Source organism: Rhodoplanes sp. SY1 (assembly GCF_046000175.1).
Classification (GTDB): Bacteria; Pseudomonadota; Alphaproteobacteria; order Rhizobiales; family Xanthobacteraceae; genus Rhodoplanes.
Genome location: NZ_JBEOMB010000094.1, coordinates 1 through 21,486, shown reverse-complemented (window position 1 = coordinate 21,486; position 21,486 = coordinate 1). Strand labels below are relative to the sequence as shown.

Sequence of the window (21,486 nt, the reverse complement as noted above, 5' to 3'; positions counted from 1 at the left end):
GATTCGACGATCAGCCGGTCGGCCGCCGTGACGTCCTCCTCGGTCGGCAGGGCGTCGCGCTGCTTGGTCGTCATCAGGTCGAGCTCGATCACCCGGCGGCCGGCGGCGCGGTCGTTGATGGCGTAATAGGCGACGCCGGTGCGGGTGTAGAACGTGACCGAGGTGTAGGCCTGGCTCACCGGCGCGGTCAGCTTGATGGCGCCGGGGCCGAGATCGTAGCGGCACACCGAGGCCGCGAAGGCCGGATCCATGAACGGCACCGGCGCCTTCTCCGGGGTCGGCTCGCCCAGCAGTACGAAGCCGTTGACCGGCGTCACCGGCGCGAGGCGCGCATAGGCGTCGCGGGTCGCCGCCTTCGGCAGCCACAGCACCGTGACGAAGTGAACGATGCCGCCGAGGATAAGGCCGGCGAGCAGCCACAGGAGCCAGCGGATCACGAGCAGGCCTCCGTCGCCGTGATCGACGGCATCGGCGCCTCGCGCTCGGCCCGCGTCGCGATGCCGACCGGCGTGTCGTAGAGGCGCAGGACGAGGAGATAGCGCTCGACGCCGCCGGTCGGCAGCCAGTTGCCGGGGCGGGCGCGCGGCGCGATCACGATCTCGAACGAGCCGTCGCTGCGGCGGACCAGCTCCTGGCTGGTGAAGCCGCTGCGGCCGAGCGAGTTGGCGACCAGGGCGCCGTCCGGCCGGTAGAGCGTCAGGGTGAAGAAGCGCGCCTGCGGGGTGACGCCGGAGAGGCGGACGTCGCAGCGGCCGTCGAGCGGCCGTCCCTTGTCGTCCTTCTCGGCGATGAAGGCGACGCCGTCGCCGAGGCCGACCGGCAACAGGCCGCCGCGCGACACCGAGGCGCGCGCATAGGGGTCGATCTCGGCGCTGCCGGCGCGCGGATAGGCTGTCCAGGCGCCGAGCGTCACGCCGCCGAAGGCAACGCCGCGGGTGAGCGCCAGCCAGGTCGAGCCGAGCCCGATCGCCGCTGCGACCATCAGGGACAGAAGAGCACCGATCAGCAGCCGCACGGGAGTGTCCGATCACGGGTCGCGCGATGCACAGACGCTGGCGGGAGGGCGACGAGTCCCGTCGCGGTTGCTGCGTCGTCGCCGGGCGTGACCCGGCGATCCATCGCTTCGCGAGAACGTTTTCTCCGGATGGATGCGCGGGTCAAGCCCGCGCAGGACGTCGGCGGGCGTCGTTCACCGGGGACGCGCGATCGTCCCCGGCCGCGTTCGCCGAAAGAAGCTTGCCCGGATGCTGTCACGGCGGGATCGCTCGATCTTTGGTCTAATCCCGCCGCACGGCGGGCGGGACCGGGCCGGCTGCCGCCGTCGCGCCCGGCAGCAGCGCCGGCGCCTCGGTCTGCGGCCCGAGCTTCGGCGTCGTCGCCACCGCGGAGCGGGCCGCCTCGTCGAGCAGGCGCTCGATACGGACCAGCGACTGGGCGCCCTTGCTGGACAGCATCGCGGGCCGCGGCACGTCGCTGCCGCCCTCGGCGATGCGCGGGCCGATCTGGGCCGGGTTGGGCGGCAGGCCCGGGATGTTCTTCAGCTCGATGCCCTGGTGGGCGTATTCCATGATGGTGTGCCACACCATGGCCGGCATCGAGCCGCCGGTCATGCGGTTGAGCGGCGAGTAGTCGTCGTTGCCGAACCACACGCCGCAGACGAAATTGCCCGTGAACCCGACGAACCAGGCGTCGCGGTAGGCGTTGGTCGTGCCGGTCTTGCCGGCCGCCTTGATGCCGTTGAGGATGGCGCGGCGCGCCGTGCCCTCCTCGACCACCTTGTTCATCATGAAGTTCATATCGGCGGCGACCTGCGGCGACATCACCTCGCGCGGCTGCGGGCCGTCGCGGTCGAAGCGCCAGATGGTCTCGCCCATGCCGGTGCGAACCTCGAGCACGGCGTGCGGCCGCACCGCCTTGCCGCCGTTCGGGAAGGTCGCGTAGGCGACGGTGTGCTCGTAAACCCGCACCTCGCCGGCGCCGATCGGCAGCGACGGCGTGTCGGTGAGCGGGGTCGTCAGGCCCATCGCCTTGGCGAGCGCCACCACCTTGTTGCGTCCGGCGCGGTCGCTGCCGTTGCCGGCCTTGCGGGTCAGCCACACCGCCACGGTGTTGAGCGATCGGGTCAGCGCCGAGACCATCGTGGTGGCGCCGGAGAAGCCGCCCGAATAGTTCTTCGGGCACCAGTTGCCGACGCAGATCGGGCCGTCGATCACCTGGCTGTTGGTCTTCAGCCCGGCCATCAGGGCGGCCGCGTAGACATAGGGCTTGAACGAGGAGCCCGGCTGGCGCAGCGCGTCGCTGGCTCGGTTGAACTGGCTCTCGCCGTAGTCGACGCCGCCGACGATCGCCCGGATGCCGCCGTCGAGATCGGCCACCGCGGTCGCCGCCTGCTTGGCGTGGTAGTCGCGGCCGTACTGCTTGATGGCGTCCTCGATCGCCTTCTCGGCGACCTGCTGCAGGCCCGGATCGAGGGCGGTGCGCACCACGAAGGCGCGCTCGACGATCGACTTCGGCAGCTTGTCGACGAGCTTGCGCATCTCCTCGAAGGCGAAGTCGAGATAGTAGTTGGGGGCGCTCTCGTCGCGGCGGTCGATGGTCTTGGCCGGGTTGCGGCGGGCGCCGAACACCTGGCCTTCGGTCATGAATCCGGCCTCGACCAGGTTGTCGAGCACCACGTTGGCGCGGGCGCGCGCCGCCGGCAGGTTGATGTGCGGGGCGAACTTGGTCGGCGCCTTGAACAGGCCGGCCAGCATGGCCGCCTCGGGCAGCGTCACGTCGCGGGCCGACTTGCCGAAATAATACTGCGCCGCGGCGTCGACCCCGTAGGTGCCGCCGCCCATGTAGGCGCGGTCGAGATAGAGCTTGAGGATCTCGTTCTTGGTCAGGCGGCTCTCCAGCCACATCGCCAGGAACGCCTCCTTGACCTTGCGCTCGATGGTGCGCTCGTTCGACAGGAACAGGTTCTTGGCCAGCTGCTGGCTGAGCGACGAGCCGCCCTGGACGACGCCGCCGGCCCGCGCATTGGTGACGACGGCGCGCAGCGTGCCGGCGATGTCGATGCCGAAATGCTCGTAGAAGCGCCGGTCCTCGGTGGCCAGCACGGCCTTGATCAGGTGGTCCGGGAAGTCCTCGAGCGGCACCGAGTCGTTGTGCTTGATGCCGCGCGCACCCACCTCGTTGCCGTAGCGGTCGAGGAAGACGACCGCGAGCTCGGACTTCTTCAGCCAATCCTCGTCGGAGGTCTCGTTGAAGGCGGGAATCGCCAGCGCCAGCATCAGCACCAGGCCGACCAGGCCCAGCGTCAGCGCCTCCGAGGTCGGCTCCACCAGCAGCCAGCGCCGCCAGCCGCCGACATAGAAGCGGTCCATGAACACCACGAACCGCTCGACGACCTCCCGCGACCAGCGAAATCCCTTGAAGAGTCCGAAGTCGAGCCGCGAATCGAGGTCGAGCATGAAGCGCCGCAGGCGCTCCCGGAGGGAGACGCGCCGCAGCCGGTCGGGATTGTCGTCGTTCAAGGCCGCTTCCCTCTCCCCGAACCCGCTCGCCCCACAGCCGCCATCCGGCGCCGCCCGGCTCCATCGAGCCCGGCCGACCCGGCACGCGACGCGGAAAAATCTCGTTTATCCGATGCGGCCCGGCGGGCCAAGGACACGCCGGTCACAAAGCCGAGGATTATGGGAGCAGTATGGCCGGCCCGGCGCCCGCGGCGCCCGGAGTTCTCGTCCCGTTCTGTCGCGCCGGGGGCGACGATGCCGCCCGAGGGCGCGCGGCGGCGTCGGGTGGAGCGCCGCCGTCAGTACAGCGCCCGCACCGGCGGGCCGTAGACCATCCATTTGCGCGGGTCGTAGCCCGGCGGGAAATGGCACTCGAACGACACGTAATCACCGTAGCGCCGGTGGACGCTGGTGATCCGGGCGGCCTTGTACCAGGTCGCGCAATGCGCCGCGGCGATGTCCCGATAGGTGTGCGCGATCGCCGGCGACCAGGCGATGATGCCGCCGGTGTCGTTGCCCTTGAAGGGCGGGACGTCGAGCATGCCGGCCGTCGACGGGACCGCCGCGAACGGCAGCATCAGCAGGGCGGCGAACAGGCCTTTGCGCATCGCGGACCTCGGTTCGAAACGTTCGACGGGCTCACGGCCGATCGGCCGGAGCGGAATCCGACCGGCACGATCCCACGCCGCACCGCGGTCCGGCAACCCGGCACGGTCCGATTCCGCCCGGTTGTCGCCTCCTGGCCACAGGCGCGGGCGGGTGCCGTTCCGGGGCGGATTTCGACTGATTCACCACCTCCCGAACTCGTGATCGGTCACCTAGCCCGTTCGGGGCAACTTTTTAGTGTTTCGAGGGTTTGCTTGCGCACGTGGGACCGAACCCTGGACGGGGACGATCCCACCAACACGTACAGATGCCGGTCACAGGCACACGTCCAAGAACACCGCTCTAAGAACACCACGTCCACAGGCACAGCGCGTCGATCAGTTCGTCTTCTCGGGAGCCGTCACCATGTCCGTCCGAACCCTGTCGCGGCGTTGCGCCGTGCTGACCGCTGTCGTGGTCGCGGCGGCCCTCGCTCTGCCCGTCGGTCCGGCGGCAGCGCGCGAGACCGACACCTCGGCCAAGAGCTTCCTGTCGGGCATCTACCAATCCTATGTGGGCAACTCGACCCAGGCCGCGAAGGGCGTGGCGCTCGACTCGCCCGAGGCGGTGAAGCGCTACTTCTCGCACGGGCTCGCCTCGGTGATCCTCGAGGATGGCGACGCCGTGGCCCGGCCCGGCGCCGGCTTGGTGCTGGGCAGCGACCCGTTCGTCGGCCGCGACGCCTGGGACATCGCCGACCTCAAGATCGACGTGAAGGAGGCCGGTCCGGCCAAGGCGGTCGGCACCGTGTCGTTCTCCAATTTCGGCAAGCCCGAGACCGTGACGGTCGAGCTGATGAAGGTCGGCACGGCCTGGCGCGTGTCGGAGATCAAGTGGGGTCCGCTGACCCTGCGCGGCCTCTACAAGACGAAGTGGCAGGCGGCCCGTCCGCAGGCCGCGCTCGACCCCGCCACCATGAAGTGACGGCGCCACCGCGCCCGGCGCGACCGCCCCCGGCCACCCTTCAGGGTCGCGCGCCGAAGCTCCGGACCCGCACGCGCGCCGGAATCGGCCGCGCGCTGCCGCCGCGTGGCGTCTCCAGCGGGGCCGCGAAGCTGGTGGCGAACGCCGCGCAGGTGAACAGCCCCGCCAGGGCCAGCCCGAGCAGGGCGGCGCCGAAGCCCGATTCGGCGGCGAGCAGAAGCCCATCGGCCGGTGTGTCGGTGACGACGGCAAGGCCGGCGACGGCGATCACGGCGAGCGTGCTCCCGATCACCAACGGCCCGGCGAGGTGAGGACCGGGGCCGATCGATCGTCGCGGGGGGTGGGCCATGCCAGCATCTCCGGTCGCGCATCCCCCATCTGCTCAATCGGAGGCGTCACGCGCGGTTCCGGCCGCTTCCCCTCGCTGCCTCCGCTCCGCTGCGCGCCCCTGCTGACGCCCTCGTCCCCGCACCGCGTGGCGCCGTATAGTGCCGTCCGGCGCGCCGCGGTCGGCGTGTCGAGACGACCTCGTGTCGGGACGATCGGGAGAACGAGAACAATGGACATTCAGACCTGCGGCAGCGTGCCCTCGCGACGGGCGAACCCGGACTGGTTCACCGGAACCGTCTGGCAGGACCCGGTGGTCGAGGCTCCGCCGCCGGCCCGCATCCGCTCCGCCTGGGTGCGCTTCGAGCCGTCCGCCCGCACCAACTGGCACACCCATCCGCTCGGCCAGACGTTGGTGATCGTCGCCGGCAAGGGCCGGGTGCAGACCTGGGGCGGGCCGGTGCGCGAGGTGCGGGCCGGCGACGTCGTGTGGATCCCGCCGGGCGAGAAGCACTGGCACGGCGCCGCCCTCGACGTCGCCATGGAGCACCTGGCGATGCACGAGGCGAATGCCGAGGGGAAGCACGTCGACTGGATGGAGCCGGTCAGCGACGCCGACTATCGCGCCTCGCTCGGCGCCTGAGTCTTCGGCGGCCGGCCAGACTGCGGGCGACCGGCCGCCGCCTGCCCGCCCGACAGAAGAAAACCATCAGGGAGGACTGCCATGAGGAATGCTCCGTCGTGGAGTGCCATCTCGCGTGACGGCTTTCGTATCGGCGCCGGCGCGGCCCCGGCCGCGCTCGCGATCGCCGTCGGCCTCGCCGTCCCGGCGCCCGCCGTCGCCCAGCAGGCCGGTGCGATGACCTTCTTCGTCACCAGCCAGGGGCCGGGCAAGGGCGGCGATCTCGGCGGCCTCGCCGGCGCCGACCGCCACTGCCAGACGCTCGCGCAAGCGGCAGGCGCCGGCGACAAGACCTGGCGGGCCTATCTCTCGACCCAGGCTGCCGACGGCGCTCCGGCCGTCAACGCCCGCGACCGCATCGGCCGCGGCCCGTGGAGCAACGCCAAGGGCGTCGTCATCGCCAAGGACGTCGACGACCTGCACGGGCCGAGCAACAACCTCACCAAGCAGACGGCGCTCTCCGAGAAGGGCGAGGTGATCAACGGCCGCGGCGACACGCCGAACCGCCACGACATCCTCACCGGCTCGCAGGCCGACGGCCGCGCCTTCCCGTCCGGCGAGGACCGCACCTGTCGCAACTGGACGAGCAGCACGACCGGCGCCGCCATGGTCGGCCACTCCGACCGTACCGGTCTCGACGACTCGGCCCCGGCGAAGTCGTGGAACACGTCGCATCCCTCGCGCGGCCCCGGCGGCGGCTGCACCCAGGCCGACCTGCGCTCCACCGGCGGCGACGGGCTGTTGTACTGCTTCGCGGTGAATTGACCGGCCGCGGCGTGCGGCGCCGCGTCCGACCGCTCCCTGCCATCGTGTCCCGGACGCGGTGCGGCGCGACGCGCCGCATCGCGAGCCGGGACCCAGGGGCCGCCCGACGATGCATGAGCGGGGCCGTGCTCGCCCCTGGGCCCCGGCTCTACGGCGCATCGGGCCTTCGGCCCGCTGCACCTTGGCCGGGGCACGCGGCCTCGATTCGGGCCACGGCCGCGACCAGAATCGTTGCCGCGGGCTGCGCGCCGCACCGACGCTCGACGTCGTCCCCCACCCGGCATAAGTCCCATCCCGGACCCCGGCTCCCCCAAATCCTGTAATCGTTCTATAAGCGGCCATCCCCGCGCACCGAGCCAGGACACGAGCCAGGATCCTTCGCCATGAACGCGCCCGCCCAAATCCTTCCGCCCTTCAAGCATTCGCCCCTGTTCCCGATGGGCAAGGACGCGACGCCCTACCGCAAGATCACGTCGGAGGGGGTGCGGGTCGAGACGGCGTTCGGCCGCGACTTCCTGGTGGTCGACCCGAGCGCCCTGAAGGCGCTGGCCGAGGCCGCCTATGGCGACATCAGCCACCTGCTGCGCCCGGCGCATCTCAAGCAGCTGCGCGCCATCATCGAGGACCCGGAGGCGTCCGCGAACGACAAGTTCGTCGCCTTCGACTTCCTCAAGAACGCCAACATCGCGGCCGGCGGCGTGCTGCCGATGTGCCAGGACACCGGCACCGTGATCATCTCCGGCAAGAAGGGCCGGCAGGTGTGGACCGAGGGCGACGACGAGGCGGCGCTCGCCGAAGGCGCCCGCGACGCCTACCTGAAGCGGAACCTGCGCTACTCGCAGCTCGCGCCGATCTCGATGTTCGAGGAGAAGAACACGCGGAACAACCTGCCGGCCCAGATCGAGATCGCGGCCGACACCCATGGCGACGCACTCGCCTACAAGTTCCTGTTCATCGCCAAGGGCGGCGGCTCGGCCAACAAGTCCTATCTCTACCAGGGCACGCCCTCGATCCTCACCCACGACCGCATGGTCGCCTTCCTGAAGGACAAGATCCTCTCGCTCGGCACCGCCGCGTGCCCGCCGTATCACTTGGCGATCGTGATCGGCGGCACCTCGGCCGAGCTGACCATGAAGACGGTCAAGCTCGCGTCGGTGAAGTATCTGGACGGGCTGCCGACCGAGGGCTCGGAGGACGGCCACGCCTTCCGGGATCTCAACATGGAGGCCGAGATCCTGAAGCTCACCCAGGATCTCGGGGTCGGCGCGCAGTTCGGCGGCAAGTATTTCTGTCACGACGTGCGGGTGATCCGGCTGCCGCGCCACGGCGCCTCGCTGCCGATCGGCATCGGCGTGTCGTGCTCGGCCGATCGCCAGGCGGTCGGCAAGATCACGCCGGAGGGCGTGTTCCTGGAGGAGCTGGAGCACAACCCGGCCCAGTACATGCCGGAGATCGACCTCCACAAGCTCGGCGGCAAGGTCGTGCACATCGACCTGAGGAAGCCGATGAAGGAGATCCTCGCCGAGCTAACCAAGCATCCGATCAAGACGCTGTGCAAGCTCTCCGGCCCGATGATCGTCGCCCGCGACCTCGCCCACGCCAAGCTGCGCGAGCGGCTCGAAAGCGGCCAGGGCCTCCCCGACTACATCAAGAACCACCCGATCTATTACGCCGGCCCCGCCAAGACGCCGGAGGGCTACGCCTCGGGCGCCTTCGGCCCGACCACGGCCGGCCGCATGGATTCTTATGTCGGCGACTTCCAGGCGGCGGGCGGCTCGCTGATCACGGTCGCCAAGGGCAACCGCTCGCCGGCGGTGCGCGAGGCCTGCCAGAAATACGGCGGCTTCTATCTCGCCTCGATCGGCGGCGCCGCCGCGAACCTCGCCGAGTACTGCATCAAGAAGGTCGAGGTGCTCGAATATCCCGAGCTCGGCATGGAGGCGATCTGGCGCATCGAGGTCGAGGACTTCCCCGCCTTCATCGTCGTCGACGACAAGGGCAACGACTTCTTCAAGGAGCTGAACCTGGGGTAGGGGCAGCATCCTCCCCTTGACTGACTGCGCCAATGGCGTACATGACCAGTGACCCGGCCGCTCCACGTCGTTGCCGAGATGCCGCAGTTCATTCGTGACGCGGAGGCGGTCGGGCTGTCGGAAGACCAACGGCGCGCGATCGTCGACACGATCGCCGCCGATCCGTTGTGCGGTGACGAGATCCGCGGCTCCGGCGGCATGCGCAAGGTGCGGGTCGCCGGGCGCGGCAAGGGCAAGAGCGGCGGCTATCGTGTGGTCACGGCCTATTTCGGGGCGGATGCTCCCGTGTATCTCGTCGCGATGCTGAGCAAGGGCGAGCGGGCGAATTTCTCGGCAGCCGAGGTTGCGGCGTTCAAGCAGTGGACCGTCGAGATCGCGCGGTCGTGGCGGCGGAGGCGGACATGAGCAAGGCAGCCGACCGGATCCTGCGCGGGCTTCGCGAAGCGGCGGCGCATGCGCGCGGCGAGGATGTGCCGGGCGTCCGCGTGCATGTCCCGGACGTAATCGACGTTCACGCCATCCGCCGAAAGACCGGGCTGACTCAGGAGGCCTTCTCGGCGCGCATCGGCGTGTCGACCGGAACGCTGCGCAACTGGGAGCAGGGGCGGCGGACGCCGGACGGGCCCGCTCGGGTGTTGCTCGCGCTCGTCGATCGCAACCCGCGGATCGTCGAGGAGATGCTGGCCGAGTGAGCCTCGGTTGATTGGTCGCAGTCATTCCGGAGCGCGGCGAAGCCGCGAACCCGGAATCCAGCCACGATCTCGGTGCGTGCCGCTGGATTCCGGGTTCGCGCGCTGCTGCGCACGCCCCGGAATGACCGTTATCTGATCAGGCGAATCCCGAGCGACAACCCTCACCGCTTCACCCGGTACTCCGTCGGGGCGCCGTTCTCGGCGCCGTCGTAGAGGATCAGCACGCGCAGCGGCTGCTTCGGCGCGTCGCGCAGCACCAGCACGGTCTCGGCCTTGGCGTCCGCGGGCAGGCCCTTGGCCGGCATCAGGGTGCCGAGCGGGGCGAGGGCGCCGGTCTTCTCGTTCCAGTGCCACAGCGCCGGCGGCACGGCCTGCTCGTTGACCGGGCCGGAGAGCACGACGAGCCCGTCGCGCACCGCCGCGAGATCGCGGATGCCGGTGGTCTTGCCGAGCGGCAGCCGCGTCACCTTCGGATGCAGCGGCTCGTCCGACGTGAACACCGCGTCCGCGTCGACGCTCAGGATGAAGGCGTCACCGTCGACCGAGGGGCCGCGAAAGCCGAGATGCATGCGGCCGTCCTTGACCGCGATCCCCTCGATGTTGACGCCGTTGTGGTCGAGCGGCTGGTCGTAGAAGGCGCCGAGGCCGGCGGCCGCGCGCATCGCCTCGCCGAGCCGGGTCGACGTCTCGACGCCGGTCGGCTCCTCCTCGGAGACCTCGAACGTGGGGCGGCCGCGGGCGTCGACCGGAAAGCGCATCACCACGAAGCGCGCGCGCCCGGCACCGTCGCCGTGGCGCGGCCGGCCGTGCGAGCCGATCACGTAGAAGAAGCGGTCGGCGAAGGCGGCGCCCTCGGCGTCCGGGTCGCCCTTCACGTCCTTGGCCGCGAGGCGGATCACGGCGCCGGGTGCCAGCGTGCGGTCCTTCATCGAGAAGAACTGCGCGTACTTCTTCTCGTCGTTGACGATCAGGCAGGCGGCGAAGCGCGGCCGGGTCGGCGCGCAGGCGGCGCCCGAGAGGTTCATGCGGGCGCGCGTGCGCGGTGTCTCGTCGGCCGTCTTGCGGGCGAAGTCGCCGTCGACCGACCAGCTCTTCGTCTCGGGCGCGAGCGCCGGCCTCTCGGCAACGGCCGGCGCGGCCAGTGCGACGAGCCAGAGCGTGCCGCCGAGGGCCGCGCCGAGCACGCGGGCGAGCGTCGTGGCGGCTGGGCGTCGGGTGCGAAGAGACGTCGGGCCCGTCGGCGGCGAGCGAAGCGGCATGGGTAGAAGCCCTCGTGATCGTCGTCCACCTAGCGCTGCCCTGGTATGCGGCGCAACACCCGTCGCGGCGCCCACCGGGGATGGTTTCGGAGTCCAAAAGGCGCTTTCATGCGGCGGAGTGCCGCCGCGGTCACACGCCCGGCGGGGGCAGGGTCGGAGCCGGGCCGGGCCTGCCCGAAATTGCCAGTCAAAGGATGTTCACATGCCGACCTTTTCGCCCGTCTCGCGCCGCCTCGTCCTGTCCGGTCTCGCCGCCGCGCTGCTGCCTGCCTCGGCCCTCCGGGCCGAGGAGCCGTGGCCGAGCCGGCCCGTCACCATGATCGTGCCGTTCGCGGCCGGCGGCTCCACCGACGTGATCGGCCGGGTCGTCGCCGAGGGCCTGCGCCAGGAGCTCGGCCAGCCGGTGCTGGTCGACAACCGCGGCGGCGCCGGCGGCACCATCGGCACGGCCGCGATCGTCAAGGCGCAACCCGACGGCTACACGATCGGCATGGGCACGGCCTCGACGCTGGCCATCAACCCGGCGGCCTACAAGACGCTCGGCTACGACGTGCTCACCGGCCTGATCCCGGTGTCGAACATCGCCGCGGTGCCGAACATCATGACGATCAACCCGTCCGTGCCGGCGACCGACATGAAGAGCTTCGTCGCCCTCGCCAAGGCGCAGCCCGGCAAGCTCGCCTATGCGTCGGCCGGCATCGGCTCGGTGTCGCATCTGATGGGCGAGCAGCTCAAGCTCGCGACCGGTACCGACATCGTCCACGTGCCGTATCGCGGCATCGGCCCGGCCCTCAACGACGCCGTCGGCGGCCAGGTGCAGGTGCTGTTCGACAACCTGCCCTCGACGCTGCCGATGGTGCAGGCCGGCAAGTTGCGCGCGCTCGCCGTGTCGGGGCCGAAGCGCGTCGCGGCGCTGCCCGACGTGCCGACCTTCACGGAGCTCGGCCTCGACGACCTCGGCTGGATGGCGTTCTTCGGCATCGTCGTGCCGGAGAAGACGCCACCCGCGATCGTGTCGAAGCTGCACGCCGCGACCGTCCGGGCGCTCGGCCACGCGGACGTGAAGAGCCGCCTCGTCGCCCAACAGGCCGTGATCGTCGGCAACACGCCCGCCGAGTTCGCCGCCGAGATCAAGCGCGACCTCGACCGCATGAAGCGCGCCGTCGCCGCGGCGAAGATCGAGCTGAACTGATAATCGCTAGACCCCGTGTCCCGGACGCGGTGCGACGCACCGCGCGCCGGGACCCGGGGGCATCGGACGAGGCGTCTGCTGACGGCTCTGTTCGGCGTCGGATTTCATGACGCAGCCCCGCTGTCCGCTCGTCCCCGCGAAGGCGGGGACCCAGGGCCGCACGACGCGCGGCTCCTGATGCCCGCCTTCGCGGGCATGAGCGGCGTGGGGGCGATTTCAGCGGAAGCTGATCGAGGCGTCTCGCGTGCCGCCCTGGGCCCCGGCTCGGCGGCCGGGGCACGAGGCTGATCCTCACGCGGGCGCTGTCGTTCCGAACCGCCTGGCCAGGAGATGATCCAGCGACATCACGCCGGCGCCGCGGGTCATCAGGATCAACAGGCACGCCGCCCAGGTGCCGTGCGTCGGCCAGGCGTCCGGATAGACCAGAATCTGGATCACCAGCGTCATGATCAGCAGCGCGAGCGCCGAGAGCCGCGTCGCGAGCCCGAGCACCAGCAGCACCGGGAACAGGTGCTCGGCGATCGCGGCCGCCGTGGCGGCGAGCGCCGGGTCGACCAGCGGCAGCCGGTACTCGTCGCGGAACAGGTCGACGGCCGTGTCCGAGAGGCCGAAGCCCGACACCTTGGTCTGGCCGGAGCGCCAGAACACGCCGGCGATCGACAGTCGCGCGACGAGGGCGACGAGCCCGTAGGGGATGCGCTCCAGCGCCGCCGTGACGCCTCGCGCCGCGGCGACGAATGGCGAGGGCGCGGACCGGGACAGGGTTGCGTCGGTCATGGAGCAGCCTCCGGAGACGGGGTGAGGGCGGCCGCCACACCGCTGCCGATCAGCAGCGCGAGCGCGGCGGTGGGATCGAAGCTTTCGTCGTCCGCGAAGGCCGTGCCGAGGGCGTCGACGATGGTGGCCTCGTTCTGCAACGCGCCGAGGAACGTGGCGGCGCCCGGCGGCAGCCGCAGCACCACGACGGTCAGATGCGGGCGGACGACGAGCGCATCCTCCGCCGTGCCGAAGTCGACCGGACCGAGCGGCGCCTCGCCGCTGTTCATCGCCCAGATCGTCACCACGGGACTCTTCGCGCGGACGATCTCGGCGGAGGGATGCAGCGTCACCCGCAACGCGCCCAGCGTGTCCGGGGCGATCGCGGAAAAGTCGGCGGGCCCCAGCGGTGTCGCGTCGGCGGCGTGATAGGCGCGGGTGCGCGCCGCCTCGAGCCGCACCACGTCGGCGAGCCACGGCATGTCGGCGGCCGGCGGAAACGCGCGCACGAAATCCGGGAACCGATCGCCATAGTGCATCAGCAGCGGCGAGCGCGGCGGCTGCGCCCGCACGAAGATCCGCGCCATGGCGACGAAGAACGCCTCGCCGACGATTCGTTCCGTCGCCGGGAAGCGGGCCCGCAAAGCCTCGATCAGCGAGACCGTGACGTTGTTGCGATAGACCCCGAAGCGCCGTTCCGGGTGCCGCGCCGTGTGCGACGTGACATCGGCCGGCAGCGGTCGGTCCGGATCGAGCAGGGCGGCCGCGAAGCCAACGGGATGAACGGTCGTCATGTCATGTCGTCCCATCGGGGGTTGTCCCCTCTCCCTGAGGGAGAGGGTCGACGCGCGAAGCGCGGCGGGGTGAGGGTTTACGGCGTCAGTTGGCGGGGCTCGGCACCCCCTCACCCGGATCTCGCGCTCGTCGCGCGAGACCCGACCTCTCCCCGCTGGGGAGAGGTGAAGACAAGGGCGTTGCTCATGCGGCGTCCTTTCGCGTTCGTGCGGCGCTCAGCATCGCGCGCGCCCGCTCCGCCTCGGCCCGCAGCACCGGCCAGTCGGGCACGTCGTTGTCCCATTCGATCAGGGACGGCAGCGGCCCGGTGCGGGCGATCACCTGTGCGTAGAGGGTCCACACCGGATCGGCGACCGGCGTGCCGTGGGCGTCGATCAGCAGCGGCGCGCCGGTGTCGTCGACCGCCTCCGCGTGGCCGCCGAGATGGATCTCCCGCACGTGCTCCAGCGGAAAGTCCTTCAGATAGGTCTCCGCCGAGGTGCCGTGGTTGGTGGCCGAGACGAACACGTTGTTGACGTCGAGCAGGAGCCCGCAGCCGGTGCGGCGCGCGACCTCGCGCAGAAAATCCGTCTCGGCGATCGTGCTGGTCTCGAACAGCACATAGGTCGACGGGTTCTCCAGCAGCATCTGGCGACGCAGCGCGGTCTGCACCGTGTCGACATGCTCGCAGACACGGGCGAGCGTCTCCGTCGTGTACGGCAAGGGGAGGAGGTCGTTATAATAAACGGCATCGTGCGACGACCAGGCGAGATGCTCGGAAAAGCTCGCCGGCGGATGGCGTGCGCACAGCGCCGCCAGGCGGGCGAGATGCTCCGGATCGAGCGGTCGCATCGCCCCGATCGACAGGCCGACGCCGTGGATCGACAGCGCGTATCGTTCGCGCAACGCCCCGAGCATCGCGTGCGGCGGACCGCCGGCGCCCATGTAGTTCTCGGCGTGGATCTCGACGAAGCCGAGCGGCGCGGCGTCGCCGAGCAGGCCGTCGAGATGCTGCGGCTTGAAGCCGACGCCGGCATCGACCGGCAGAGCGGAACGGGCGTGGGTCATGAGGGTCTCGTCTGGATTGCCGAGCCGAGGATCGACGGCGCGGCGGAACTCTGCGCCGCGCCGTCGCGATCGGTGGGTCCTGATCAGCTCGGCCCGATCAGCCCGGCCCGATCAGCCCGGCGTGATCAGCTCGGCGTGATCAGCTCGCCTTGGCGGTGAGCGAGCCCACGCCCTTCGGGGTCTTCATCGTGGTGCAGGTGCCCTTGGCGACGTACTTCCAGGCATTGCCCTGGTAGTCGACCTTGGAGGTGCCGGCGCAGGTGGTGCCGGGGCCGGCCGCGCAGTCGTTCTGCCCCTTCAGGGCGACGCCGTAGCACTTCTCCTTGTCGGAGCCCTGCGCCGCGGCGGGCGTGGCGGCGAGCGACAGCGCCGCGGCGAGCGAGCCGGCGAGCACGGCGGCGAGGGCGGGCTTGGTGGTCATCGCATGATCTCCGTGAGACGAGAGGGTCCGTCGCGGCGCCGCGTCCCGGGCGTCGCAGGCGGGCCTGAGCGGCCGGCCGTACAGGCTCTTACGGAAGGGGGCACCATCGGTTACGTCTTCACGCCCATGTGTTCGTGCTGCGCGCGCCGTCAAACGCTCGTGTCGTATCGGTGTGTCGCGTAACAAAGCCGGGGGCGTGCCCGAAGGAACATCACGGGTGAGCACGGACGACGACGATTGGAGCGGACTGATGCGGCTGGCGCTCGCGGGCGACGCGGCGGCCTACGACCGTTGCCTGCGCGGCATGGCGGCGCGGCTGCGCGCCGGCGTGCGCCGCGCGATCGTGCGGGCCGGGCTCGCCGCCAACGACGCCGAGGACGTCGTCCAGGAGATCCTGCTCGCCGTCCATCTCAAGCGCCACACCTGGGACGCGGCGCGTCCGATCGGCCCATGGCTCGCGGCCATCGCCCGACACAAGACGATCGACGCGATCCGCCGCCGCGGCGGCCGGTCGGGCGTGCCGCTCGACGACGTCGTCGACACGCTGGCGGCGCCGTCCGAGGAGCCGGCGATCCGCGAGACCGAGCTCGTCCGTGCGCTCGAGACGCTGCCGGCCGGCGAGCGCGCCGCCGTCACGGCGATCGCGGTCGACGGCGCCGGCATCGCCGAGGCGGCGAAGAAGCTCGGCACCAGCGAGGGCGCGCTGCGGGTGGCGCTGCATCGCGGCCTCGCCCGGCTGAGTCGCACCGCCGCCGAGCGCACCTGAGCGACACGCACGCGAGACATGCGAGACCGGACGAACCGAATCTGGACGCACGGAACCTGGACATGAGAACCGACGATCTGCTCCGCACCCTGGTGGCCGACGGCGACGCGACGGAGCCCCGGCTCGTCGTCGCGCTGCCGGTCGCGGCCGCCGCCGGGCTCTTGGTCGCCGTCGCGCTGTTCGGGCTCGCGCTCGGGCCACGCGCCGACCTCGCGACCGCGGCGCAGACGCTGCGCTTCGTCCTCAAGCCGCTGGAGATGGGACTGTTCGCGATCGTCGCCGGCGCGCTCGCGGTCCGGCTCGCCGAGCCGGCCGCCCCGGTGCGCCGGATCGCCGCCGGCCTCGCGGCCCCGGCCGGCCTGCTCGGGGTCTCGGTCGCGGCCGAGCTCGCCACCGTGCCGGCCGCCGACTGGGGCCGGCGTCTGGTCGGAAGCAACGCCCGGGTCTGCCTCGTCGCCATCCCGCTGCTCTCGGTCCCGGTCCTGGTCGCGACCCTGTGGGCGCTGCGCGGCGGCGCCCCGCTGCACCCGGCGCGGGCCGGGGCGGCGGCCGGCCTGTTCAGCGCCGCCGTGGCGGCTGCTCTCTACGCCCTGCACTGCACCGATGATTCACCACTGTTCGTCGCCACCTGGTACACGCTGGCGACCGCCCTGGTCGTCGTCGTCGGGGCGCTCGCCGGAGCGCGCGTGCTGCGCTGGTAGCGGCGACGCCGGCCGACGGTCGGAACAAACCGCCCGGCCGGCTCTTGGACATCGGTCTTGGACATCCGTCGCGGCCCCGCCGCCGCGCGACCCCACCGTTCATCCGCAGGAGACGCGCCCATGCAGACCGACCGCCGTTCCGCCGATCCCCGCAGCGAGCGTTTCGAGAGGCTTCTCGGCTCGGCCGTCGTAGCGGTCTGGGACCGCCTGCCGCAGGATGTGCAGCAGGACCTGTTCGAGGAGGCCGTCCTGGCCGGCCACACGAGCGAGCGCGACGAGGCCTTGCGCGAAAAGCTCGCCGTGTTCCTGCACGATCATCACGCGCGCACGGCCGACGCCTGAGCCGCCGCCGCGGCGCGCCCGGACGGTCGGGCCGGTGAGGACTTGTTCGCCGCGTTCTGTTTCGCTCCGTGTCGCGGCGGAGCGGGCCCTTCAGGCGGGCGGCGTCCGGGGCTAGGGTGAGGGCGCCGTTTTTGCGCCGCGCTTTCCCGGCAGAAGGACCGCCATGCGCCCCATCCCCCTGATTCTCGCCGTCGCTCTGCTCGGAGCCACAGCCGGAGCCACAGCCGGCCCGGCGACGGCCGCACCCGCCGGTTCGGCCGGGGCATCGTCGTCCGGTCCGTCCGCCGCCAAGGGTGCGGGGACGACCGAGCCCGCTGCCGGGCCCGCCAAGAAGCGGACGAAGGTGACGGTGCGGCGGTCGCGCGGCTACGGCTTCCTGCCCGGCTACGAGCCGCCACAGGACACCAGTCCCTACCGATCGCGCGATTCGTGGATCGCTCGTCCCTACGGTCCGGGCCGGCGCTATCTCACCCCGGGCGGGTGGCAGTGGGTGTACGGCTGGGGCGGCGCCCGCTTCTACCAGGGCCGCTGGAACGGCGGCGGCTTCGGTCCGTGCTGGACCGACACGCCGATCGGCCCGGTGTGGAACTGCGGCAAGTAGACGCCGCCGTCACGGCTTCGGCGGGGCCGGGGAGGCCGGCGGAGGCGTCGGCGCGGCGCCTTTCGGTGCGTCCGCCGGGGCGGCGTTCTTCGGCGCCGGATCGGGCGGCACGTCGCGCACGCGCAGGCAGGCCGTCTCGCGCGGCAGGCAGGCCGGCCCCGGATTGGCGCACACGGTCTTGCCGTCCTCGCCTCTCAGGCAGGTGACGCAGCCGTCGCCCCAGGCCAGACAGGCCGGAGTCTTCGCCCCGAACGCCTGCACGGCGGCTCGCTCGGCCGCGAGCGCGTCATCCGAAGCGGCGTCGCCTGCGGCATCGCCGCCGCTCGCACCGGCATCGGGGCTCGGAGGCGCGGTCGGCGCCGGCACCGCGATGTCGTCTGGTCCGGGCAGGTCGGCAGCCGCGAGCGCCGTCACCAGAGTGGCCGCGGCGAGGACGAGGAACGTCGCCCACATCGGCACGAGCGACGAGCGGCGCAGCATCGGCATGGCGGCAGTCCTTCGGCTTCAGGGGCTCCGAACCGTGCCGCATAGCACGCCCGACGCGCCGCGCCAGCCGCCGACCAGCGGTTTGATCCGGGAGCGAGCCGCGGCGCCGGACGGTATGAATGAAGGACGTAACGAGAACATATTGCGAAATGAGAACAGATGGTGTACGGTCTAGCTCATGGAGGCGCGGCCTGCGTTGTCGGCCCTCCGAATCCCGGGCATAGAGGAGGCGTTGATGGCGTCGGCCCCCCTGCGAGTCGTTGAGAATACCTCCATGGACAAGACCAAGGCCCTCGATGCCGCGCTTACTCAGATCGAGCGCGCCTTCGGCAAGGGCTCGATCATGCGGCTCGGCAAGTCGACCAAGCCGCTCGAGGTGGACACGGTATCGACCGGCTCGCTCGGCCTCGACATCGCGCTCGGCGTCGGCGGTCTGCCGCGCGGCCGCGTGGTCGAGATTTTCGGTCCCGAATCCTCGGGCAAGACGACGCTGGCCCTGCACACCGTCGCCGAGGCGCAGAAGAAGGGCGGCATCTGCGCCTTCGTCGACGCCGAGCACGCCCTCGACCCGGTCTATGCCCGCAAGCTCGGCGTCAATCTCGACGACCTCCTGATCTCGCAGCCGGACGCCGGCGAGCAGGCGCTGGAGATCGCCGACACGCTGGTGCGCTCGGGCGCCGTCGACGTGCTGGTGGTCGACTCGGTCGCCGCGCTGGTGCCGCGCGCCGAGCTCGAAGGCGATATGGGCGACGCCCAGCCCGGCATGCAGGCGCGGCTGATGAGCCAGGCGTTGCGCAAGCTGACGGCGTCGATCAGCCGCTCCAACACCATGGTGATCTTCATCAACCAGATCCGCATGAAGATCGGCGTGATGTACGGCTCGCCCGAGACCACGACGGGCGGCAACGCGCTCAAGTTCTACGCCTCGGTCCGCCTCGACATCCGCCGCATCGGCGCGATCAAGGAGCGCGAGGAGGTCATCGGCAATCAGACCCGCGTCAAGGTGGTGAAGAACAAGCTCGCCCCGCCGTTCAAGCAGGTCGAGTTCGACATCATGTACGGCGAGGGCGTGTCCAAGCTCGGCGAGATCATCGACCTCGGCGTCAAGGCCGGGATCGTCGAGAAGTCGGGCGCCTGGTTCTCCTACGACTCGACCCGCATCGGCCAGGGCCGCGAGAACGCCAAGACGTTCCTGCGCAACAATCCCGACGTCGCCGCCAAGATCGAGCAGGCGGTGCGCCAGAACGCCGGGCTGATCGCCGAGCAGATTCTCGCCGGCGAGCCCGAGGAGGACGACGACGAGGGCGGCGAGGAGTAGGCGCGTCGCCCGCCGGCGATCGGCGCCACCGCCAGTCGCGGCGGCGCCGGGACGGGATCGTCGCAGCGCGGTTCGACCCGATCGGGGCGGACCGCGCTGCGCAGTGCTTCGAGAGCTGAGCCACCGTGGTGGGATGGCCAGCGAACGTCTCCGCCCGACGATCGCGTGATCGCGTGATCGTGCGGGGCGGAGACGTTCGGACTTCTCGCCGTCGCGGCTCGCGGACGCCGTCGCGCTGTGTCGCTTGTGCCGTCCGTATCGCGCGCCATCGCTCGGACGGGCATGTCCGGGCGGGCATGTCCGCGCCGGGGAAGGCGCGTTTGCCCGAGCCGGCCTCGCGTCGAGCCGGCGCCGGCGACGACCACACCGCCGCGCGCGCCCGTCCCGTGGGCGCCTGTCCGCCGTGCGTCGATGTCCCGCGCGCGCATCCTGCCGGCCCCCTTGCCGCTGCCCCCCCCTTGCCGCCGGCCCCCTGCCGGATCGCCGAGACGTCGGATTGCCGGCGCGCCGCGTCTCGGCTAGGCCGAAACGATGCGCATATCGTCATCCGGGCCGGCAGGGCCGCACCGTCAAGAGCCGTCGCGACTCCCCGCGCCGCCGTCGCCGCCCGTCGCCCTGTCGCCCGGCGCCTCCCGGCCCGTCGCGCCCGTCTCTCCCGTCGCGCCCGCCTTGCCGGCGGGGCCGCCCGCGGTCCTCGGTGACCTGCGCTTCACGGCCACGACGACGGCGCCGTGGTCGCGGTCGGCGGCGCCCGCGCTCCCGCCCGAGGGCCCCGGCCCGCGCCGGCTCGGCCGGTTCGCCGTGCTCGCCGTCGCCGTGATCGCCATGGCGCTCGCCGGCGCCCTGCTGCACGCCTATTGGACCGCCCCGGAGGGGCTGTGGACCGACGTCCATCATGACCGCAACGGCCATTTCGGCTTCGGCCTCGATCTCGCGCTGGCGTTGCGCCAGGGCGATGTCGGCGGTTTCCTGTCCCATCTCTCCCGGGCCGTGGTGTGGCCGCCCGTCAACGGGCTCGTGCTGGCCGGCGTGCTGCTCGCCGGCGGACCCGACCTTCGCCTCGCCATCGTGCCGGCGCTGCTCGGTGGGTCGCGACCGTGATCCTGACCGCCGTGCTGGCCCGCCGGCTGGTCGATCCTCCGCACCTCGTATCGCCCGTCGGCGCGCCGGACGGCGCCGCAGCGGATCGTCCCGGCCCGCCCACCGGCGCGGCCGGAGCGGTCGCCGCCGCGGTCGCCGGGGCGTTGGCGCTGTCGAGCCCGGCCTTCGCGCTGCTCGGCTCGGACGTGCTGCTGGAGGGGCCCGGTGCCGCGCTGTCGGCGCTCGCGCTGCTCTGCTTCGTCCGCGCCGCCGAGATGCCGTCCGGGCTCGACCGCCGCGAGGCCGTCCGGCGCTGGCGCATGCTCGGCCTCGTCCTCACCGTTCTGTTCTTCACCAAGGGCAACTACTGGGGCCTGGTGGTGGCGGCGCTCGCCGTCACGGCGGCGATCGAGCACCGCGCCGCGCTCGCGCGCCTCGTCCGCGTCGTCGTCGCGCAGGCCCGCCCGCCGTCGCCCGGTCGCCTCGTCGCCGGCCTGGCGCGCGACCCGCTGGTGATCGCCGCGCTCGTCGTCGCCGGGCTGGTGGTGGTGATCTATCGCCGCGGGCCGACGAGCCTCGACCTGCTCGGCCGCACCGTGTCGCTGTACCCGCCCGAGAATCTCGTCACCGTCGCCTATGCGCTGCTGTTCGCCCGGGTCGCGATCGCCTGGGCACGGCACCGCGACCGTCTCGCGCCGGCGCTCGGCGTGCCGGGCCGGGCGATCCTCGCCTGGCACGTCCTGCCGGTCGCCGTGTCGTTCCTGATTCCCAAGCGGCTGCCTGCCTTCCTGTGGTTCGTCGGGCCGACCAACGCGCCCTCCGGGGCCGGCTTCGATCCGCTGCACGCCGCCCGGGTCTACGCCGCCGCGGCGGCCGAGAGCTTCCATGCCGTGCCGGCCGCGGCGGTCGCCGTCGCGGTGCTGTTCGCGATCGCCCTCGTCGCCGGCCGGCGATGGCCGCCGGGCGGCCGCGCCGTGCTGCTGCTGGCGCTGGTCGGCGCCGCCGGCGTCATCGTCCATCCGCATCACCAGCCACGCTTCCTCGCCTCCTGGCTGTTCGCCTGGTGGGTCGGGGCGGGTGTCGGCGCCGGGATCCTGGTGACCGCCACGGCGCGCCGCTTCCCGGTTGGCGCGACGGTCGCCGGCGCCGTCGTCGCC

Annotated in this window: 24 protein-coding genes and 1 pseudogene; 14 read left to right on the top strand and 11 right to left on the bottom strand. The window is 71.7% G+C overall.

The annotated features are described in order from the left end of the window. From ABTU92_RS21480 to ABTU92_RS21465, 4 genes are all read right to left on the bottom strand, one after another. Nucleotides 1-437 (bottom strand): DUF1254 domain-containing protein (locus tag ABTU92_RS21480; protein WP_408093662.1); only part of this gene is annotated, 437 nt, incomplete at its 3' end. Continuing rightward, complete coding sequence (locus ABTU92_RS21475) at nucleotides 434-1,015, bottom strand: DUF1214 domain-containing protein (protein ID WP_408093661.1); 582 nt, start codon at nucleotides 1,013-1,015, stop codon at nucleotides 434-436. The genes ABTU92_RS21480 and ABTU92_RS21475, both read right to left, overlap by 4 nt. 262 nt (nucleotides 1,016-1,277) lie before the next feature. Further along, a complete protein-coding gene (locus ABTU92_RS21470; protein ID WP_408093663.1) occupies nucleotides 1,278-3,455 on the bottom strand; it encodes a transglycosylase domain-containing protein in 2,178 nt (725 codons plus the stop codon). Between the two features lie 341 nt (nucleotides 3,456-3,796). Beyond that, complete coding sequence (locus ABTU92_RS21465; RefSeq protein WP_408093660.1) at nucleotides 3,797-4,105, bottom strand: hypothetical protein; 309 nt, start codon at nucleotides 4,103-4,105, stop codon at nucleotides 3,797-3,799. Nucleotides 4,106-4,508: 403 nt separating this feature from the next. Here ABTU92_RS21465 and ABTU92_RS21460 point away from each other — a divergent pair, with 403 nt between their 5' ends. Beyond that, nucleotides 4,509-5,066 carry a hypothetical protein gene (locus ABTU92_RS21460; RefSeq protein ID WP_408093659.1) on the top strand — a complete coding sequence of 186 codons (558 nt, stop codon included), beginning with the start codon at nucleotides 4,509-4,511 and terminating at the stop codon, nucleotides 5,064-5,066. Nucleotides 5,067-5,106: 40 nt separating this feature from the next. Here the strand turns inward: ABTU92_RS21460 and ABTU92_RS21455 are convergent, their stop codons facing one another. Further along, nucleotides 5,107-5,415, bottom strand: a complete 309-nt coding sequence (locus ABTU92_RS21455) for a hypothetical protein (protein WP_408093658.1) — start codon at nucleotides 5,413-5,415, stop codon at nucleotides 5,107-5,109. A 210-nt stretch (nucleotides 5,416-5,625) separates the two neighbouring features. On the opposite strand from ABTU92_RS21455, the gene ABTU92_RS21450 reads away from it, so the two are divergent. The 5 genes from ABTU92_RS21450 to ABTU92_RS21430 all read left to right on the top strand — a co-directional run bounded on the left by ABTU92_RS21450 (nucleotide 5,626) and on the right by ABTU92_RS21430 (nucleotide 9,565). Further along, on the top strand, nucleotides 5,626-6,036 hold the full coding sequence (locus tag ABTU92_RS21450) for a cupin domain-containing protein (protein WP_408093657.1): 411 nt from the start codon (nucleotides 5,626-5,628) through the stop codon (nucleotides 6,034-6,036). Nucleotides 6,037-6,117: 81 nt separating this feature from the next. Beyond that, the gene (locus ABTU92_RS21445; RefSeq protein ID WP_408093656.1) at nucleotides 6,118-6,840 is read left to right on the top strand and encodes a lectin; all 723 of its coding nucleotides are present in this window, start codon (nucleotides 6,118-6,120) and stop codon (nucleotides 6,838-6,840) included. Between the two features lie 383 nt (nucleotides 6,841-7,223). Then, the gene (locus tag ABTU92_RS21440; protein WP_408093655.1) at nucleotides 7,224-8,873 is read left to right on the top strand and encodes a fumarate hydratase; all 1,650 of its coding nucleotides are present in this window, start codon (nucleotides 7,224-7,226) and stop codon (nucleotides 8,871-8,873) included. Nucleotides 8,874-8,951: 78 nt separating this feature from the next. Continuing rightward, a complete protein-coding gene (locus tag ABTU92_RS21435; protein WP_408093654.1) occupies nucleotides 8,952-9,278 on the top strand; it encodes a type II toxin-antitoxin system RelE/ParE family toxin in 327 nt (108 codons plus the stop codon). Further along, nucleotides 9,275-9,565 carry a helix-turn-helix domain-containing protein gene (locus ABTU92_RS21430; protein ID WP_408093653.1) on the top strand — a complete coding sequence of 97 codons (291 nt, stop codon included), beginning with the start codon at nucleotides 9,275-9,277 and terminating at the stop codon, nucleotides 9,563-9,565. The genes ABTU92_RS21435 and ABTU92_RS21430 overlap by 4 nt, the downstream gene beginning before the upstream one ends. A 161-nt stretch (nucleotides 9,566-9,726) precedes the next feature. Here the strand turns inward: ABTU92_RS21430 and ABTU92_RS21425 are convergent, their stop codons facing one another. Continuing rightward, complete coding sequence (locus ABTU92_RS21425; RefSeq protein ID WP_408093652.1) at nucleotides 9,727-10,824, bottom strand: DUF3616 domain-containing protein; 1,098 nt, start codon at nucleotides 10,822-10,824, stop codon at nucleotides 9,727-9,729. Nucleotides 10,825-11,026: 202 nt separating this feature from the next. On the opposite strand from ABTU92_RS21425, the gene ABTU92_RS21420 reads away from it, so the two are divergent. Next, nucleotides 11,027-12,016, top strand: coding sequence for a Bug family tripartite tricarboxylate transporter substrate binding protein (locus ABTU92_RS21420; RefSeq protein ID WP_408093651.1), 990 nt, complete (start codon nucleotides 11,027-11,029; stop codon nucleotides 12,014-12,016). Nucleotides 12,017-12,307: 291 nt separating this feature from the next. Here ABTU92_RS21420 and ABTU92_RS21415 read toward each other — a convergent pair whose 3' ends face one another. From ABTU92_RS21415 to ABTU92_RS21400, 4 genes are all read right to left on the bottom strand, one after another. After that, nucleotides 12,308-12,793, bottom strand: a complete 486-nt coding sequence (locus ABTU92_RS21415; RefSeq protein WP_408093650.1) for a DoxX family protein — start codon at nucleotides 12,791-12,793, stop codon at nucleotides 12,308-12,310. After that, entirely contained in the window at nucleotides 12,790-13,566 is a 777-nt protein-coding gene (locus tag ABTU92_RS21410; protein WP_408093649.1) for a DUF2063 domain-containing protein, read from the bottom strand. The genes ABTU92_RS21415 and ABTU92_RS21410 overlap by 4 nt, the downstream gene beginning before the upstream one ends. Before the next feature lie 184 nt (nucleotides 13,567-13,750). Then, on the bottom strand, nucleotides 13,751-14,614 hold the full coding sequence (locus tag ABTU92_RS21405; RefSeq protein WP_408093648.1) for a DUF692 domain-containing protein: 864 nt from the start codon (nucleotides 14,612-14,614) through the stop codon (nucleotides 13,751-13,753). A 139-nt stretch (nucleotides 14,615-14,753) separates the two neighbouring features. After that, entirely contained in the window at nucleotides 14,754-15,035 is a 282-nt protein-coding gene (locus ABTU92_RS21400; RefSeq protein ID WP_408093647.1) for a DUF2282 domain-containing protein, read from the bottom strand. Nucleotides 15,036-15,252: 217 nt separating this feature from the next. Here ABTU92_RS21400 and ABTU92_RS21395 point away from each other — a divergent pair, with 217 nt between their 5' ends. The 4 genes from ABTU92_RS21395 (at nucleotide 15,253) to ABTU92_RS21380 (ending at nucleotide 17,445) form a co-directional block, all read left to right on the top strand. Then, nucleotides 15,253-15,801, top strand: a complete 549-nt coding sequence (locus ABTU92_RS21395) for a sigma-70 family RNA polymerase sigma factor (protein WP_408093646.1) — start codon at nucleotides 15,253-15,255, stop codon at nucleotides 15,799-15,801. A 62-nt stretch (nucleotides 15,802-15,863) separates the two neighbouring features. Next, entirely contained in the window at nucleotides 15,864-16,502 is a 639-nt protein-coding gene (locus ABTU92_RS21390) for an NrsF family protein (RefSeq protein ID WP_408093645.1), read from the top strand. A gap of 120 nt (nucleotides 16,503-16,622) precedes the next feature. Next, entirely contained in the window at nucleotides 16,623-16,844 is a 222-nt protein-coding gene (locus ABTU92_RS21385) for a hypothetical protein (RefSeq protein ID WP_408093644.1), read from the top strand. Nucleotides 16,845-17,007: 163 nt separating this feature from the next. After that, nucleotides 17,008-17,445 (top strand): hypothetical protein, encoded by a 438-nt coding sequence (locus ABTU92_RS21380; protein WP_408093643.1) that lies wholly within the window; start codon nucleotides 17,008-17,010, stop codon nucleotides 17,443-17,445. Between the two features lie 9 nt (nucleotides 17,446-17,454). On the opposite strand, the gene ABTU92_RS21375 is transcribed toward ABTU92_RS21380, so the two are convergent. Continuing rightward, nucleotides 17,455-17,931: a hypothetical protein gene (locus tag ABTU92_RS21375; RefSeq protein ID WP_408093642.1), complete on the bottom strand. Its 477-nt coding sequence runs from the start codon at nucleotides 17,929-17,931 to the stop codon at nucleotides 17,455-17,457. A 235-nt stretch (nucleotides 17,932-18,166) separates the two neighbouring features. Here ABTU92_RS21375 and recA point away from each other — a divergent pair, with 235 nt between their 5' ends. From recA to ABTU92_RS21360, 3 genes and pseudogenes are all read left to right on the top strand, one after another. Further along, complete coding sequence (recA, locus tag ABTU92_RS21370) at nucleotides 18,167-19,249, top strand: recombinase RecA (RefSeq protein WP_408093641.1); 1,083 nt, start codon at nucleotides 18,167-18,169, stop codon at nucleotides 19,247-19,249. Nucleotides 19,250-19,918: 669 nt separating this feature from the next. Next, a complete protein-coding gene (locus ABTU92_RS21365) occupies nucleotides 19,919-20,350 on the top strand; it encodes a hypothetical protein (protein ID WP_408093640.1) in 432 nt (143 codons plus the stop codon). Beyond that, nucleotides 20,347-21,486: pseudogene (locus ABTU92_RS21360) on the top strand (hypothetical protein); the annotation flags it as partial. The gene ABTU92_RS21365 and the pseudogene ABTU92_RS21360, both read left to right, overlap by 4 nt.